Below are 16,141 nucleotides of genomic sequence, written 5' to 3'. Positions count from 1 at the left end.
ATTCAGTCGCGTGCCAAGCGCCGGGTATGCCACGCGACAAAGACGCATTCGACACGATTCGACCGCTTGATTTCCGCTCACCAGACGAGGTGCTCGACGAGGACAAGATGTACACCGTCTTCGAGATTGCTCGGCTGCTGCAGGGGTTAGACGCCGAGGCAGACTTAGATTACGACACCGAAGACGTGCTTCTCTCGTGGGCGATTCCGTGGGTCATGGTGAACGCAGACGACCTCTCGTTCGCAGACCCAATGGCTGACGACGACCCCGGCTTCTACGGCCTTCGATGAAGCTGCTCGTTGCCGGAAGCGACCAAGTCGATGCTGGCAAGACCACCTTCTCAGTCGGCCTGCTCCGGTACATCGACGGGGTGGGCTTCAAGCCACGTGCGGGCAACGACCACTGGTTCGACCACGACGATTATCTCAAAGCGGTTAGTGAAGGGCGGCTCTACGGCAAGGATGCCCGACGATTGGCCGAAGCGAGTGTGGCAGACGTCACACCGGAGGACATCAATCCAGTTCACCGCCTCTGGCGACCCGCTCCCGGCGGCGGCGCGGGACTGCTCGGCCGCCACGACCGCGAGTTCGTCTGTGATCGCGCCGGTGACGCGATGGTCGTCAACGCGACCGCCGAAATGCCGCCCGAGGTGAGAGCACAACTCACCGACGCCATCGAAATTTCGACCGTCGAAGAACTGAACGAGGTAATGGGGGACCACCACCTGCCCGCCCTCGAAGCCTGCGCAGCGCAGGTTGAAAATGAAGACCGCGTCGTGGTTGAGTCCTACGCCGACATCGCCCGCCCACTCCGTGAGTTTGAACCGGACGCGGTGGCCGTCGTGGAACCTGCGCGAGCGCGCATCTACGAAGGCAGTCGCTACACGAAAGCCTGCGCCGTTGCGGGAAACAGTCCGCGTGAGGGTCAGCTAGAAGAAGTTGTGGACGCGGTCGTAGACCTCATCGAGCCGCGAGCGAGCGTGGGGCTTCCCGCACTGGACTCAGAAACGCGAACCGACCCTGATGCGGTCTGTGATGCCTACGAAGTCGCCTACGAGGCGCTCTGTGGGCTCGCGCTCGACTAGCTTAGCCCGTCATCCGCGCCATGCGGGCGCTGAGTTCGATGTCGTCGTAGGGGTTGCTCGTGATGCTCGGGCCGTGGCCGACGTGCATCACTGCTAAATCGGGGGCAACGGTTGCGATGAGGCGGTTGATGCTCTTTATGAGCACCTCGCGGTCGCCTTCTGGCAGGTCGGTGCGACCGAAACTCCCGTTTTGGAACACGAGGTCGCCCGCAAAGAGGGTGCGCGCACCCTTCGAGTAGAAGCAGAGATGGTCGTTTTTGTGGCCGGGCGTGTGAAGCGCAGTGTAGGTGTCGTCCCCGATTTTCACCGACGCTTCGTCTTCGATGGCGTGGTCTACAAACGGTGAATCCGGGTCGTATCCCCACACGTCCACGTCGAATGCGTTTTTCACGGCGGTGACGTTGCCAACGTGGTCAGGGTGCGTGTGCGTGAGTACGATGGCGTCGAGGGAGTCAGTCCGGGCTTCGATTTTTTCGACCACGTCGAAGCCACTACCGGGGTCAACGATGACGGTGCGCTCGCCGGTCACGAGAAAGACGTTACTCGTGAAGGCTTGGACGCCCTGTGCGAGATTTGATATCATGCCAAATTCATTGGGTGGGGAGGGTTTGGGTGTGTCGCTCTACGCAGGTCGACCCGCGCCTGCGATGACGAGTCGGGCGCGTTCGTCGCCGGTATTTTCGATTTGGCGGTGTTCTCCCGGATCAACGCGAAGCGCCTCGTTTTCACCGAGCGTGACTGCTTCCACGCCAACGGTAATCGTCACCTCACCGTCTACGACGCAATAAACTTCCTCTTCGCCGTCCGATTCGTGGTCGTGTGGCTTGTTTTTCCCGCCCGGTTCGAGTTCCATCACCGAGAGGCCAACGACCTCGCTTTCGAGCGAGTTGCGGAACATCCACATGCCGCCCCATTCTTCGGGAATCAGCGAGTCAACGTCGTTGGGGGTCGATTTTCGGTATCCCATACCCCCTGATTGGGGGCGAGGTTGTTAATACGGCATGGCCGGGGTAGTGGAGGGGGTTATCAACGTTTATTGTACTTCCCGCGCGCTTTCAGGTATGCAAGTTCGGCTTCTCGAATCCACGGACGACCCTGAGGAACTCATCTGTAAGGCGGCGCGAAACGACTACATGGCCGATTTCGTCGGAGACACCGCCTTTGAGGACATCATGGCCACGGTCAAAGGCGACAGCCTCGAAGACAAACAGCGCACCCTCATCAGCCACCTCCTGAATCACGGTCACTTCGGCCCGTTCGAACACGTCCAAGCGACGTTCGCCGTCGAAGGAATTAGCCGGTCGTGTATGGCACAACTCACGCGCCACCGACACGTCTCATTCGACGTGCAATCGATGCGCTACGTCGCGTTCGACGACGTGGACATCGACGATGTTGCCGCAGGCGAGATGGTCGTCTGGCCACCGTCTGCGACTGACAAAAACTGGGTCGGCCGCAACCAGAAAACGGGCGACGTGAGCGATGAGATGATGGAAAAGCGCGAACAGCTGTTCCGCGACTCGGTCACGAACTCCGTCGAGACGTATCAGGAGCTTCTCGACCTCGGGATGCCACCCGAAGACGCACGCTTCGTCCTCCCCATCGGTACCGAAGTCAACCTCGTGATGTCGATGAACGTTCGGATGCTCATGCACGTCGCGGACATGCGCGCCGCCGCAGACAGCCAGTGGGAAATCCGCGAGCTCACGAACAAGGTGTTAGACCTCGCCACAGAGTGGTGTCCGATTACCTTCGAATACTACAACGAGAAGATGAAGGGACGGAAGAACCGTCTCGCACCGTAGCTAGCCGAGGAACAGGTCGAGCATATTGCCTTTCGACTGTCCACGATAGATTTCCGTGTAGCCACAGTTCGTACACGTAATCGTCTGGAACGTCCGATTCTGGATGTCGAACATTTTCGATAGTCCCGTCCCAGAGGTGGCGATTTTGTCGGTCGAGACTTCGTCGTGACCGCATTTGAGACAGCCACTGTCGTCGTCTGTTGGAGGACTCATACAGCCGACAGTTCACAAGCAACTCCTAAAAATCTCCGGGTGAGTGAGAAACAATTAGGGGAATGAGTGAGAACCAATACTGTATGGCTGCTGAAGCGTTCATCCTCTTGGTGTTCCTCTTCTTCGCGGTCGCTGGCCCGCTCGTGCTCTATTTCCTCATCCAATCGGAAACAGACAACGACCCAGTACTGAGTCGCGAGGAGGCAGAACAGGCCGCGCGCGATGGCTACGAAAAATCGAAATAGCAGCGCTTGAACCCGTCCTTACCAATTCGACAAGGGCGCAATCACTGATTGGTGGTAACTCAAACAAGCGGGACGAACACGAACACTACCCAGCCGTTAACCCGCGTCGTCAGCACCTATTGTGGCTCTTTCGGGCAAACGAGTGCGTCACATGAAATGCGGACATTCTGCTATATGAAGAGTCACAGCACTTTTATAGCGACCAAGTAAGGATTAGATTAGATGAAACGGCTGTCTGCGGCGTGTCTTGCACTCCTCTTCGTAGTCGTAGCGACTGCCCCTCTGGCTGTCGCCACGCCCGACAGCCCCGGCGGTTCGACAGATGCGGTCGCCGCCGCCCAAGAGTTCGACCGCACAGAGTTTACCGTCGAAGTGTTCGAAAACGGCTCTGCGAGATGGACGTTCGCCTATAAGCTAACGCTGGAGACCGACGAAGACCGCCAGCAGTTCGAGGAGTACGCGGCGGAGTTCAATCAAAACGAGACCGACCTGTACAGACAGTTCCAAAACCAGTCAAGCGCGCTCGCCACCTCCGGTGAGCAGGCCACGGGTCGGTCAATGAGCGTGAGCGGGTTTTCGAAACGAGCCGAGGTGAACGAACTCGGCAATCAGGGCATCGTCGAGATGCAGTTCACGTGGTCTAACTTCGCAACCGCAGAAAGCGGCCAACTCGTCGTCGGTGATGTATTCGAAGGCGGCATCTATATTGGCCCGAATCAGTCACTCACCATCAAACACGACGGCCCACTCCAGTTTACCGAAGCGACCCCGCAACCAGACGCGGTATCCGGTGAGGATCTCTCGGCAAGCGAATCAGTGACCTGGTTTGGCGAGCGGCAGTTCGCAGACCAACAGCCACGCATCGTCCTCGGGCAGTCCGGGGCTGGTGGGTCTGCAACGACAGACGCCGGCGGGCCAGCCGAGAGCGGCGGGCTTCCAATCGTTCCAATCGCCGCCGTCGTGTTCCTCCTCGTGATGGCCGCCGGCGCGTTCGCCTACCGCTCTGGTGCGCTTCCATTGCTGAATCTGGGCGACGATGACGACGACTCGGGCGCAGCGGCAGGGGAGGCTCGCGGAACAGCTGCCTCGGCGGCTCCCACGGGAGGGCCGAACGGTGTCTCCGATGAAGAGCTCCTCACGGACGAAGACCGCGTTGTGAGCCTGCTCGAAGAGCGTGGTGGGCGGATGCGCCAAGTCAACATCGTCGATGAAACCGGGTGGTCGAAGTCCAAAGTCAGCATGCTCCTCTCGGATATGGAAGACGATGGAACCATCAGCAAACTCCGGATGGGCCGGGAAAACATCGTCAGTCTCTCGGGGCACGAACCCGAGGCAACCCAGTCGTCACTTGACGACAAGTGACACGCCGTATCGCCGCCCCGCACCCCGAAACGGAACTGTTAAAATACTCCCCAGTCTACGGTTGGATGCGTTCCGAAGCACGCTCCGTCGTCATACGGGCGGTCGTATGCGGTGGTTGAGCGTACGTGTGCTCCGTTGCTGAGACGAACGGAGTTCGTCGATGCTCGGAGCGCGAGTGTAACGAGCGCTCCGTTGGTGTAGTCCGGCCAATCATCTTGCCCTCTCACGGCAAGGACCAGGGTTCGAATCCCTGACGGAGCATTTTCTCAAACTCAAACTGCCGAGCGATTGCGGTTTCGCAGTTGTCGCGAGCAGGTCAACCACAGAGTTAGTGTCATCACAAAATTGAGGGGTGAGTTAGTCCAGATACCGAAGGTAGGGATGGGGCTGACAGTTGTCTCTCGACTTCTCGATTCTCTGGAGAACCTCTGGGCCATCTTCATCTACACAAATCCCGACGATTACGCAACCATCCTAATCGGTCTCATGAACAGTACTGAGGCGTTGAAGTGGATGGTCATCAGTGTCGAATATCCGATGCTCGGCATTGCCATCGCGCTTGCACTGCTGACACGGTTCACCTCACTATTCGACGGTCGCTCAGAGAGCCCACAGTAGGCAGGACTGGAATTTTTGCTCGGTAAGAGGTTTCAGTAGCTGTGCTGAATAGCGTGCGCAAGTCGGTCATTTCGTAACAGGTAAAAGAACTCAGGAGTCTCGGCGTTCAGTCACTACCTGCATCACGGTGTATCAAGTCCACCATTGCCACCACGTGCCCCATCGGTGAAATAATCATGATACTTATGCTCTGGGCCGAAGATAGGACAGTCACATGCCAGCAGATTTGAGGATTGTTAACAGCCGTGTCGTCACGCCGGCCGGAACGATAAGCGGAGGCGTAGCGGTCGAAGACGGCAAGATCACCGCGGTGGGATCCAAGGAAACGCTCCCGGAGGCCGACGAGGAGATTGACGCGGAGCAGAACCACCTGATTCCGGGGATCATCTGCCCGCACAACCACATGGGTCTCTCGGCGGGTTACGAGAACGACTACCATACCCAATTCGAGCTAGACATGGAGACCGAGACCCGCGCCTGCCTCAAGGGCGGCGTGACCTCGTTCTTTACCTTCCTCCTTCAGGAGGAGCCGTACATGTCGGACATGGACTTCTTCGTCAACACCGGCGAGGAGCAGTCGTACATCGACTTCGGCTTCCACGCGATCATCCACCAGGACCACCATGTCGAGGAGATCGAACAACTCGCGGACGACGCGGGAATTCGCTCGTTCAAGCTCTTCTTCAACATGTACAAGAAGTCTGCGCCGGAGCTGGGAATCGGCCACTCCGACGCCGGTCGAGTGTACGAAGTCTTCCGGAAGACGTCGGACATGGGCGGTGCAGTCGTGATGTTCCACGCGGAGAACGACGACCTGCTCCAGAAGACGATCCCCCAGGTCCGAGACGAGGAGGGGCGTGACAGCCTGCGGGCGTGGGCCGACAGCTCCCCGGGCATCGCGCAGGCGATGCAGGTTGAGCAGATTGGCATGCTGTGCGAAGAGACCGACGCCACTGCGTACGTCGTTCACAACAGCGCCAAAGAGACGATCCCCGTCCTCGAGAAGTACCAGAACCGCGGGGTCCAACTCTACGGAGAGACGCTCCCCTCCTTCCTCGCGAACCACTGTGAGGACGAGGACGTCGGGCTGTGGGGGAAAATCTCCCCACCAATCCGGTACAAGGAGGACCAGGAGGCGCTGTGGGCAGGTCTCCGAACAGGCGCACTCCAGCACGTCGGAACCGACCACTGTCCATATCCGAGAGAGTTCAAGGGCGAAAGGAACGGCAGCTTCTGGGAGGGCCCGCCGGGCGACCAGGGCTTGCAGACGTTCCTGCCTCTGATGCTCCACGAAGGCGTCAACAAGAACCGCATCAGCATGGAGCGACTCGTCGAGACGTGTTCGACGAACACGGCGAAGCGCTTCGGACTGTACCCCCGGAAGGGCGCACTCGTCGAGGGTGCGGACGCGGACATGCTGATCGTCGACCTCGACAAGGAGGTTCACGTCGACTCCGAGTGGCTCGAGGGCCTGGGTAACGACTGGTGTTCGGCGTACGACCGGACTCTTCGTGGATCGCCGAGCCACGTCATCACGAGCGGCAAAGTGGTCGTCGAAGACGACGAGATTCTCACGGAGAAGGGAATCGGCGAATACCTCCCCCGGGGACCGAGTGGCGTCGACGCAGCGTAACTGACTTCTGTGAGGAAGGAGTCGCCTCTGATGTCCATCCAAGCGGTACTGCAGGTGTATATCCACCACGGAACGAAATCGTGAGATGTGGTTCGTCGGGTAGACGCAAAGGGGCACTCTTCGGAAGAACGATTAACTGGCTCTAGTTAGAGGATTCTTCATGGACATCCGACGCAATCTCTACGCAGCCGCGTTTGTTGGCGCGTCGTTATCGTATATTTTCAATGTCCTCGCTTTTACGGGCACATTCGATATATTCCGTTGGTTCGTGTTTGCCATTGTCTTTCTCGGATTCACGTATGGGTTCGAGAAGTTCATCGGTTGGCAGACTAGATAGGAGCGTATCGACCCGCCTGTAACCGTGAAGTGCGTCGTGGGTTCATCAATCGGTTCCTCGAGGCTCTTTACGGCATACACGCTCTATATTCAGCACTCAAACATAATCTACGTCGGCAACGATAGCGAGCGGGTCGCCACGAAAGGCAATCAGCTTCGTTCGGGAAACATCGTCACCGAAATCCAGTTCCATGGGCACGAACTCTTCGAGGATATTGTCTGGTGAACTGTTGAACAGGCAGCGAATTCAACACGAACCGGAATAAATCGGTTATACAGTTGAAATCGGAACCTGGAACAGTCAATTCCAACGCGTGTAACTGAGTTCTGAGTGTAATAATTTGACACACGGCATCGCACTCAGCACAGCGCTCGCTCACATGCACAACTCGGACGCAGTAATGCGTTTTATCAACGACGTACTACCTCGAATGCAATTCAGCCAACGTCGACTTAGACAGTAGCTATCATAGCATAAACATGTACGAAGCGTATTTATTCTCATCTGACATTCAGGAACTAATGACTTTTGACGAGCGGCTTCAGGAGCTATATCAGCAGGGAAACCATGAGCAAGCCCGCACGCTCGCGAAAGCAGTCCTCAGAAACGAATCCAATACGCGTGTCGAAATCAGTTCCGAAATCGTTCGAGTCGAAACGCCTCACTTTCGAGGAACCCATCGAATTGCAGTCAATCAATCTGGCGTTATGGGCGTCGAACACCACGGCACCTACCAGTACAAAAGCCAGGAGATCGACCTGGCGTTTACAACTCGAACGATGAATCAGGCTGCGTACGACCAGGCCACCGGCCACCTCACGGAGCAAGCACAGACAAGAGACGTCGAAGTTGAAACGCAAACTGGCGCAGCCACAGAAACCAGCACTGCCACGACTACCGATGAAAATAGCTCCGGGGCTGTCTCCGACGACACGAGTCCCAGCCCGATTGACGTTCTCAAAGAACTGTTCTGAGTGGCTCACGGTACCGCTCACATGTCGTCTCAATGCAAACAAATGGCGTCAGAAGGAATCTGAAACGGGAGGTTGTGTCCCACCTGAACCGACATATAACGAGTGAATGGAATGATTACCGGCAAAAAATGTTATATTGGTACATGTACTCTCTGAACTTGACGTAGTAGCTGAGAGCGTAATTTTGAAGGTTTGTTCCAGAGACTACGTCTTCCCCCCCAACCCCCGCGGTTTCTAATGTAGAAGGCACACAGCTGTTGGAAACACACGTGTCAATACGAACTGAGCGACGCATTAACCCGCCCAAACAGATACGACGAAATCCGCGACTGACGCCACCCAAACGAGGAAATCACACTCTCTGTTGCCCGGAGTACGAGGTCGCAGTAGAACGGGACGTCGTACTTACTCAGGTATCTGCTTGCGAGTGCAACCCGATCTATGTCTCGCAGTGAATCATCGACCACGGCGTACTGAACCTTCTGACCCGGGCCACGCGCCCATCTCAGCTTCGACGCTCGGTATAGTGCAGCCACGTTCCGTGTCGATTATGACTGTGGTTTTGACAGTGAGGGCAGTTGGCTGAGTTGGAGCTCAGTACCCCGATTGGTTACCCCTCAGGGTCGCTCGGCTCTCGCCTGTGGCCGAATGTTCCGGTTCACCCGGAACACGTTGTCCGGGTCGTACGTTTGCTTGAGCTCGACGAGTCGGTCGTAGTTCGCGCCGTAGGTTGCCCGTACGCGTTCTTCGCCATCTTCTGCGGTTTGGAAATTGATGTAGTTCCCACCGGTCGAGAACGGCTGGAGCCGGGTTCCAGCATCTTTGACCCACTGGCGGAACTCGTCTGCGTTGGGGTTGTCTGGTTCCCACATTCCGGCTGCGCCGTAGACGAATCGGACGTCCCGGTTGCCGATTGCGCCATCGTCGTCGGCTCGGTCGTTGATGGCCCCACCGATGTGGGCGAGAACCAGTTGGCCGCCTGGAATCGGACACTCCGCGGCCAGTTCTGCGAGCGTCGCTTGGAACGCCGCGGTCAGTTCGGCGGCGAACTCCGTTTTCCAGTAGTAGTGCTGGCCCTTTGGCTCGGTGTCGTCCAGCGAGGATTGGAGTTGGGCGTACGGTTGTGGCTGAAGCAGGTCTACGACGGGGTCGCCCAGTGCTCGAATCGGGGCGAGTGCGTCGTCGACTTTGTCGAGGTCGCCGGTATAGCAAACGGCGAATGCACAGATACGCTCACCGTGTGCCTCTTTGGGAACGAAGGGCGCTGGCGGGGCGCGCATGAGCACCTGAAAGACGGTCAGTTCTGGCGGTGCAGTGGCGGTTAGCTCTCGATAGGTAGCAAGAACTTCTTCCGCACGCGCTGCGGGCCACGCGATGAGGCCGCCGTAGACGGTCGGGCCGACCTCGTGGAGGCGATAGGTGAACGAGGTGACGATGCCGAAGTTGTGGCCAGCACCGCGAAGGGCCCAGAAGAGGTCGTCGTTCGTCTCGCTGTTGGCGCGGCGGACCTCCCCGTCTGCGGTGACGATTTCGACTTCGAGCAGGTTGTCGACGGCCCATCCGAAACGGCGGGTTAGATAGCCAAACCCACCGCCGAGCGTCAAGCCAGCGATACCGGTCTCGGAGATGAATCCGAGCGGCGTGGCGAGGCTGTAGAGTTGCGTCTCTCTGTCGACATCGCCGAGTTTGCAGCCAGCCTGTGCCGTGACCTGTCGTCGGTCGGCGTCGACGATGACGCCGCACAGTTGTGACATATCGATAGTCAGGCCACCATCTGCGAGTGCCGTCCCACCGATGTTGTGGCCGCCGCCCTTCACCGAGACGAGGATGTCGTTCTCGCGGGCGAAGTTTACGGCAGCAACCACGTCTGCGGTGCCCGTTGGTTGGACGACGAGCGCGGGGGTTTTCTCGACCATGCCGTTCCAGATACGGGTGGCGTCCTCGAATCCGGCTTCTTCGGGTGTGAACAGCGGGCCGCGGAGCTGTTGGCGGAAGGCTTCGACCGTCTCTGCTGATAGCGTCGTCGTCGAACCGTCTCGTGTCACGAGCGTCGTTTGTGTCATGGTAGCTCACAGCAAATACGCTTGGAGACGACATCTAACTACCTCGTGAAATATTTCATCGCGTGAAAGCGGTCGGTCACGAACGCCGCCAGCAACGGCTCTGCTTGCCCAGCCTAGTTCGCTTCGATGAAGGTTTCGAACGCGGTCGCTTCGACGGGGCTCGCGTCTGCTCGGACACCTTCGTAAACGGAGATGGCCCACTCTCTGGCCGCAGGCGAGTCGGTGTCGATAATGGCTACCAGTGCACCCGTAGTGCGATCATGACAGCAGATGCCCACACGGTCGTCGACGATGCCGATGCCACAGCGGTCGCCATCGGGAAGGTTGTCGTGGACGAACACCGTGCAGTTTTCGCTGGTTGCGACCGCCCGCACCCGTTCTGGATTCCACGCATACGTCCCTTCGAGCGCGGTCGGTGAGAACACGTATTCGAGTTCCATGCCGTCGAGGACGGCATCACAGACCGCCTCGTTGTTGATCGACTTCTGGACGATTGTGTCGAATCCGCGCATGCGGGTCGTTTCCTGTATCAGGTGTGTGAGTCGTTCAACGGGTTCGTATGGATAGCCGGGCCCGGGGACGGAGACCACCGCGTCGGCGAAGAGCTCGACGCTAAAGCCTTCCATCTCGCGGGGAAGCCACTGCCAGACGTCACGGAGTTTGTGCTCGGTCTCCATCGCCTCACAAAGGTTCAGAAAGCGGTCTGCGACGAACTCACCCAACGGCGTCAGTTCGTAGGTGCGTCCCGCACGGACAATCCACCGTCTGTGTTCGAAGTCCGAAAGGATACGCCCCATGGTCGGTGACGAAGCGCCCGTCACGGCTTTGAGGTCGGCGCGGTCGCGCGGACTCGTCTCCAACGCTTCGAGCACGCCGACGCGATGTGTTGACCGAGCAAGAAACTCGATGTCGGCTATTGCAGAGTCCATACCACAGATTCGTGAGTTACGCTAATAGAGATTCCCGAGCGACGCGTGAACGCGGCTTTTCGGAGGCCAAACGCGTCGAATAGTCCAGGAGCCTCTCCACAGAAAACACGCACAGAACTCTGCGTTCTCCCGTCTTCTTACGCTCTGGACGCTGGTGGCTCTCGGAGCTACGAAAGCCTGATTCTGGCGTCAGTGCTTCGCCAACGAATACTGGATAGATTCGAAAAGGACAGGGTTACGGCCAGAGGCCGCGCGACTCGTGTGCTTTGGCGATGCGAGAGAGGGCGACGATGTAGGCCGCGTCGCGCCAGGTCACGCCGCGTGAATCGACTTCGGAGCGAACGTCGTCCCACGCGGTCTCCATCTCCGAGGCGAGTTCCTCGTTGACCCGTTCGAGTGACCACGCACGGCGGTTGATGTCCTGGAGCCACTCGAAGTAGGAGACGGTGACGCCGCCCGCATTCGCGAGAATGTCGGGGATGACGGGAATTTCTCGCTCGTCGAGAATCGCGTCGCCGCCCGACGTCGTCGGGCCGTTTGCACCCTCGACGATGATGTCGGCCTGGATGGCGTTCGCGTTGGTTTCGGTGATGACGTTGCCAACGGCGGCAGGAATGAGCACATCCACGTCGAGTTCGAGCAATTCATCGTTCGAGAGCAGGCCTTCCACGTCGCGCGTGACGGCCTCTGGTTCTTCGTCGTGAGAGGGGATTTCCGCGACGTCGAGGCCGTCCGGGTCGTAGATTGCGCCGTTTACGTCGCTCACGGCGACGACGTTCGCGCCCCACGAATCGAGCAGGCGGGCGGCGTTCGCGCCGACCGACCCGAACCCTTGGACGGCAACCGACGTATCAGAAAGTGGCATGTCGTAGTAGTCACACGCGAGACGGGTGATGATGGCGACGGAGCGGCCAGGTGCTTCTTCGCGGCCGTACGAGCCGCCGATGACCGGTGGCTTGCCGGTGACGACGCCGGGCGTGGTCTCGCCTTCTTGCATCGAATAGGCGTCCATAATCCACGCCATCGTCTGGGCGTCGGTGCCCATGTCCGGCGCAGGAATGTCGCGATTGGGGCCTATCGCATCCCGCATCTCCTGGGTGAACCGACGGGTCAGGCGCTCTCGTTCGCCGGGGCTCAGGTCCTTTGGGTTGACGACGATGCCGCCTTTCGCACCACCGAATGGGATATCCATCACGGCGCACTTCCACGTCATCCACATCGACAGGCCAATACACTCGTCGCGGGTAACGCTCGGGTGGTATCTGAGCCCGCCCTTGTACGGCCCTCTGACGCTGTCGTGTTGGGCTCTGTATCCCGTGAACACCTCGACGGTGCCGTCGTCGCGCTCTATCGGGACGGTCACCTCGTGGATTTTCGCGGGGTACTTCAATCGCTCGACGATGTTCGAATCGATATCGAGGAGACTCGCTGCACGGGCGAGCTGTCGGCGGGCGGTCTGGAGAGCCGATTCATATTCGACCGATTCGCGGTCAGCCTGCGCGGTGGATGAGTGGGTCGCCATCAGTTACTCGATTGGGGTGTTCCGACTTCGCATCTCGTTTCCGCAGTCCGAACACGGGCCGGGGTTCGATGCTGCACGTTCGATGGTTCCACACGCGAAACACTCGTAGGCCGATTTTTCCGTCGGGTCGTAGGGAATATCTCTCATTCGACGAGCGAGCATACGCAGTCCGCAAAAATGACTGAAGTAGTTGAATAGTAAACGCCATCAAATCGGTATGGTTCGTTATTAAACCATCCGGCACGCTCAGGTCGATGGCGCGGTGGGAACCCCGATGTCCTCGAACAGGGTCGTAAAGAGTTTGCGCTGGACGACTCGGGCGTGTTTGTAGAACGCGGGTGGGGAGATACCGAGGGTTTCGGCTATCTCTTCGCCGGTGCGCGCACGCGGCGATTCGAAAAACCCGCTGTAGTACGCTGTTTGAATAACCTCGAGTTGCCGGTCGGTGAGTTGGCCGAGGAACTTCGCGTACAGGTTCTGAGTATCCTCGCGGGCGACCGTCTTCTTCGAGCGTAACTCGATGTCGGCAAAGGAATCGGCGACGAGTTGCGTGATGTGCCGAACGTCAACACTGTCTGGAACGTCGATGACCACCGTCGCCGTTTCGGGACTGAACGACGCACTCCGGAGCACCGCCCCGTGATCTGCCAGTTCGAGGGCGAGGAACGGCTGTGAGAGGCGAAGGCGAAGCACACCCTGAGGTCCGCTTGCACTTATCCGCTGGACGTCGTCGATGGCAATCAATCGGTTCGCTGTCGCTTCTACGGCCTCGACGTCGGCCCCCTCGACCGTGATGAACACGTACGTTCCCGCGTCTGTCTGCTGAACCCCACCTTGGAACGTAATCGAACACCCGACGTCCCGGGCCAACCGCGAGAGGACGAATGCCGGGTCTGCGACGTCAAATTCGAGGCGCGTGACCGAGGTGGTGAGGAGGGCGTTCTTTCGCTCAATGGCACTCGTCGCAGACGCGATCGTTTCACCGAGTTCCGCGAGCACCGCCTGTGATGTCTCGTCGAAGGCATCCTGGGAATTCGCGTAGACAGTCAGGACACCGTACGTGAACTCGTCGTACGCGAGCGGGACGCTAATCACCGAGAGGTACTCCCGAGAGAGCGCCTCCTTTCGCCACGGTTCGTCTCTGAGTCTGGCGGCGACGTTTCCGACCATCGTGACCGCTCTGGTGGCGGCGGTTCGGCCCGCCGGGTCACCGTCTGCGTCTTTCATCGAGAACGGGATGCTGTCGAGATATCCCTGCTCTTCGCCCGCCCAGGCCCGCGGCTCGAGGGTATTAGAAATCGAGTCGGCGACGCCAATCCAGGCGAACGAGAAACGGTCGTCTGCGGTGAGGCGGTCGCAAACCGCGTGGTCGATTTCTGTGCGAGTCTCTGCCTGCACGAGTGCCTGGTCGATTTCGCGGATGATTTCGTTGATGCGGTTGAGTGCGGTGAGTTGGCTGTTGCGTCGCTGGAGTTCGCGGTCCTGTTCGCGCAACCTGCTCTCGCGAGAAACTCGGTCGAGAGCCGCCTCTGCGGTCGCCGCGAGCAGGTCTGCGAGTTCCCGTGTCACCGCGTCGAACCGACCCACGGTGGGGGATCCACAGAAAAACACGCCGTGGTCGCCAAGCGGGATGTAGGCCGTACTCCGAAGGTCGGTCGCCGGGTGGTCGAGGAGGGCCGATTCGTGGACGTCGTCGAAAAAGAGCGACTCGGCTTCGAGAAAACTATAGCTCACGAGTCCCGACCCGTCCGCCCCGACGCTGGTGAGCGTGCCGTGAAGTCGTTCGAGAGAGTCTGAGAAGGCGGTCGGAGCGAGTTCGTTTTCGTCCGCGTCGAACAGGTAGACGGCGCTCGCGTCCATGTCGAGGACGCCCGCTGCGTCCGCAACGACGTGGTGGGCGATTTCGTGGTGAGTCTCCGCGTACAGGAAGTCACGCGCCAGCTCCTGTAAGGTCGCGAGCGCCTCCTCTCGCTGCTTGCGCTTCGTGATATCACGACAACTGTACAGCATCGTCCCGTCTTGAATCGAGACTTCGCGGACGTTGACCAGCAGGGTGTGCTCTCGACCCTGTTTATCCGTGGCGGTACATTCGATGTTCTTCAACACGCCCGCCTCCGCGAGTTCGTCGCGATCGAAGAGGCTCGCTCCGAGCAGGTCGTCGATGGTTCCCAACTCGCGAATCTCCGCGTCGGTGTATCCGAAGATGAAGTGGGCGTTCGGACAGACGTAGGTGTACTCGCCGTTGTCATCGGTCATGAGAACCGTGTCTGTCATATTGTTAAGCGTGACTCGATGGAGTTCCTCCGACCGTCGAAGGTCTCGTTCGAGGTTCACACGTTCGCTGATATCGACGCCTTCGACCACGATGGACGCGAGTTCGCCCCGCCCAGAGAACACCGGCCGCGCGGAGAGGTCAACAACAGCGCTCCCGTCTCGGGGTGTCGAACGCATAATCACCGCATTCGCAAACGAACCGCCGCGCGCCGTCTCGACGATATGCTCGACGTCGGCCCGCGTGGTAGCGTCCGCTGCCCACCACGAGAGCGACCAGAACGGCTGGTCGACCATGGTAGCGACCGAATCCTCGGTCGCGTCTCGGGCCATCTCGTTCGCGCGGACGACCGTCCCGTCGGTGTCGAGAACCCACGTCGCCGTCCGCTCGTCGTGGAAAATTGCGTCAAACTGGCGTGCTCTGTCGCGCTGGGTTATCGACCGCCGAGCAGTTCGAATGTGGTGGTCGATTCGCGCCACGAGGTCGTCAAAGCGGTCTGCGATGTCGCCATCCACGGGGATGTACTCGGTGACACCGGCGGAAATCGCCTCGCTCGCGAGTGTCTCGCTCCCCTCGCTGGTACAGAGGAATACAGGGAGCGTCGTGGTTCGTTCGCGAAGTTCGTGAAGGAGGTCCAGCCCCGATTCGGCTTCGAGAAGCTGTTCACAGAGAAGACAATCGACAGCGCCGTCGCTGACGGCGTCGAGGGCTGATGCCGCATCAGGAACCGACGAAACGGTGGCGTCAGTTTGGCTGTCCAGCAACGATGTGAACGCGGACACCCATTCGGTTTCGCCGACGAGCAACAGGTGTGTAGAACGAAGTCGATGAGACGGAGCCACCATGACCGGGTACTTTCGTGCCTGGATGGATGAACGTACCGCAGTGGCTGATGGGTTCGCGAGCCGCCCGTTCCACGACGTGTGGCCCGATTGCCACGTCTTCATCATCCGCCACCTCCATCGTCCGAGCGGCGTCAACACGAATTTCTTCGTTTTCGTCGTACGTGTTCGTCGTCGGAATCAGGATACAATACTCGAAGACAGCCATAGAGTGATAAAAGAGTTAGGAGTGGGGCGACCCA

17 protein-coding genes and 1 tRNA gene are annotated in these 16,141 nt (G+C 59.0%); 9 read left to right on the top strand and 9 right to left on the bottom strand.

Annotation, left to right across the window (positions count from 1 at the left end; genetic code table 11):
• Positions 1–26: 26 nt before the first annotated feature.
• Positions 27–290 (top strand): DUF5827 family protein, encoded by a 264-nt coding sequence (locus V5N47_RS14555; RefSeq protein ID WP_338728539.1) that lies wholly within the window; start codon positions 27–29, stop codon positions 288–290.
• A complete protein-coding gene (locus tag V5N47_RS14550) occupies positions 287–1,084 on the top strand; it encodes an ATPase (RefSeq protein WP_338728537.1) in 798 nt (265 codons plus the stop codon). Before V5N47_RS14555 ends, V5N47_RS14550 begins: the two co-directional genes overlap by 4 nt.
• 1 nt (position 1,085) lies before the next feature.
• On the opposite strand, the gene V5N47_RS14545 is transcribed toward V5N47_RS14550, so the two are convergent.
• Both V5N47_RS14545 and V5N47_RS14540 read right to left on the bottom strand, forming a co-directional pair.
• On the bottom strand, positions 1,086–1,667 hold the full coding sequence (locus V5N47_RS14545; RefSeq protein ID WP_338728535.1) for an MBL fold metallo-hydrolase: 582 nt from the start codon (positions 1,665–1,667) through the stop codon (positions 1,086–1,088).
• A gap of 39 nt (positions 1,668–1,706) precedes the next feature.
• A complete protein-coding gene (locus V5N47_RS14540) occupies positions 1,707–2,051 on the bottom strand; it encodes a cupin domain-containing protein (protein ID WP_338728534.1) in 345 nt (114 codons plus the stop codon).
• A 94-nt stretch (positions 2,052–2,145) separates the two neighbouring features.
• Here V5N47_RS14540 and thyX point away from each other — a divergent pair, with 94 nt between their 5' ends.
• Positions 2,146–2,889 carry an FAD-dependent thymidylate synthase gene (gene thyX / locus V5N47_RS14535; protein ID WP_338728533.1) on the top strand — a complete coding sequence of 248 codons (744 nt, stop codon included), beginning with the start codon at positions 2,146–2,148 and terminating at the stop codon, positions 2,887–2,889.
• Here the strand turns inward: thyX and V5N47_RS14530 are convergent, their stop codons facing one another.
• Positions 2,890–3,102: a zinc ribbon domain-containing protein gene (locus tag V5N47_RS14530; RefSeq protein WP_338728531.1), complete on the bottom strand. Its 213-nt coding sequence runs from the start codon at positions 3,100–3,102 to the stop codon at positions 2,890–2,892.
• An 83-nt stretch (positions 3,103–3,185) separates the two neighbouring features.
• On the opposite strand from V5N47_RS14530, the gene V5N47_RS14525 reads away from it, so the two are divergent.
• The 6 genes from V5N47_RS14525 (at position 3,186) to V5N47_RS14500 (ending at position 8,271) form a co-directional block, all read left to right on the top strand.
• Positions 3,186–3,347: a hypothetical protein gene (locus tag V5N47_RS14525; protein WP_338728529.1), complete on the top strand. Its 162-nt coding sequence runs from the start codon at positions 3,186–3,188 to the stop codon at positions 3,345–3,347.
• Positions 3,348–3,569: 222 nt separating this feature from the next.
• Complete coding sequence (locus V5N47_RS14520) at positions 3,570–4,709, top strand: hypothetical protein (RefSeq protein ID WP_338728528.1); 1,140 nt, start codon at positions 3,570–3,572, stop codon at positions 4,707–4,709.
• Positions 4,710–4,895: 186 nt separating this feature from the next.
• A tRNA-Glu gene (locus V5N47_RS14515) sits at positions 4,896–4,970 on the top strand.
• A gap of 120 nt (positions 4,971–5,090) precedes the next feature.
• Positions 5,091–5,327: a hypothetical protein gene (locus V5N47_RS14510; RefSeq protein ID WP_338728526.1), complete on the top strand. Its 237-nt coding sequence runs from the start codon at positions 5,091–5,093 to the stop codon at positions 5,325–5,327.
• A 214-nt stretch (positions 5,328–5,541) separates the two neighbouring features.
• Complete coding sequence (locus V5N47_RS14505; RefSeq protein WP_338728525.1) at positions 5,542–6,960, top strand: amidohydrolase family protein; 1,419 nt, start codon at positions 5,542–5,544, stop codon at positions 6,958–6,960.
• 858 nt (positions 6,961–7,818) lie between these two features.
• Positions 7,819–8,271 carry a hypothetical protein gene (locus V5N47_RS14500; RefSeq protein WP_338728524.1) on the top strand — a complete coding sequence of 151 codons (453 nt, stop codon included), beginning with the start codon at positions 7,819–7,821 and terminating at the stop codon, positions 8,269–8,271.
• Positions 8,272–8,888: 617 nt separating this feature from the next.
• Here the strand turns inward: V5N47_RS14500 and V5N47_RS14495 are convergent.
• The 6 genes from V5N47_RS14495 to V5N47_RS14470 form a co-directional block, all read right to left on the bottom strand.
• Positions 8,889–10,334, bottom strand: coding sequence for an FAD-binding oxidoreductase (locus V5N47_RS14495; protein WP_338728522.1), 1,446 nt, complete (start codon positions 10,332–10,334; stop codon positions 8,889–8,891).
• A 113-nt stretch (positions 10,335–10,447) separates the two neighbouring features.
• The gene (locus tag V5N47_RS14490) at positions 10,448–11,263 is read right to left on the bottom strand and encodes a transcriptional regulator (RefSeq protein ID WP_338728519.1); all 816 of its coding nucleotides are present in this window, start codon (positions 11,261–11,263) and stop codon (positions 10,448–10,450) included.
• Between the two features lie 235 nt (positions 11,264–11,498).
• Complete coding sequence (gdhB, locus tag V5N47_RS14485) at positions 11,499–12,785, bottom strand: glutamate dehydrogenase GdhB (protein ID WP_338728518.1); 1,287 nt, start codon at positions 12,783–12,785, stop codon at positions 11,499–11,501.
• Positions 12,786–12,788: 3 nt separating this feature from the next.
• Entirely contained in the window at positions 12,789–12,932 is a 144-nt protein-coding gene (locus tag V5N47_RS14480) for a rubrerythrin-like domain-containing protein (RefSeq protein ID WP_338728516.1), read from the bottom strand.
• 99 nt (positions 12,933–13,031) lie between these two features.
• Positions 13,032–15,902 carry a bacterio-opsin activator domain-containing protein gene (locus tag V5N47_RS14475; RefSeq protein ID WP_338728514.1) on the bottom strand — a complete coding sequence of 957 codons (2,871 nt, stop codon included), beginning with the start codon at positions 15,900–15,902 and terminating at the stop codon, positions 13,032–13,034.
• Complete coding sequence (locus tag V5N47_RS14470) at positions 15,802–16,107, bottom strand: hypothetical protein (protein ID WP_338728512.1); 306 nt, start codon at positions 16,105–16,107, stop codon at positions 15,802–15,804. The genes V5N47_RS14475 and V5N47_RS14470 overlap by 101 nt, the downstream gene beginning before the upstream one ends.
• Positions 16,108–16,141: the final 34 nt, after the last annotated feature.

This window comes from Haladaptatus sp. DJG-WS-42, from assembly GCF_037198285.1.
Taxonomy (GTDB): domain Archaea; phylum Halobacteriota; class Halobacteria; order Halobacteriales; family Halococcaceae; genus QDMS2.
Note: the sequence above shows the minus strand (reverse complement) of the source record. Positions and strands in the feature narration are given on the sequence as shown.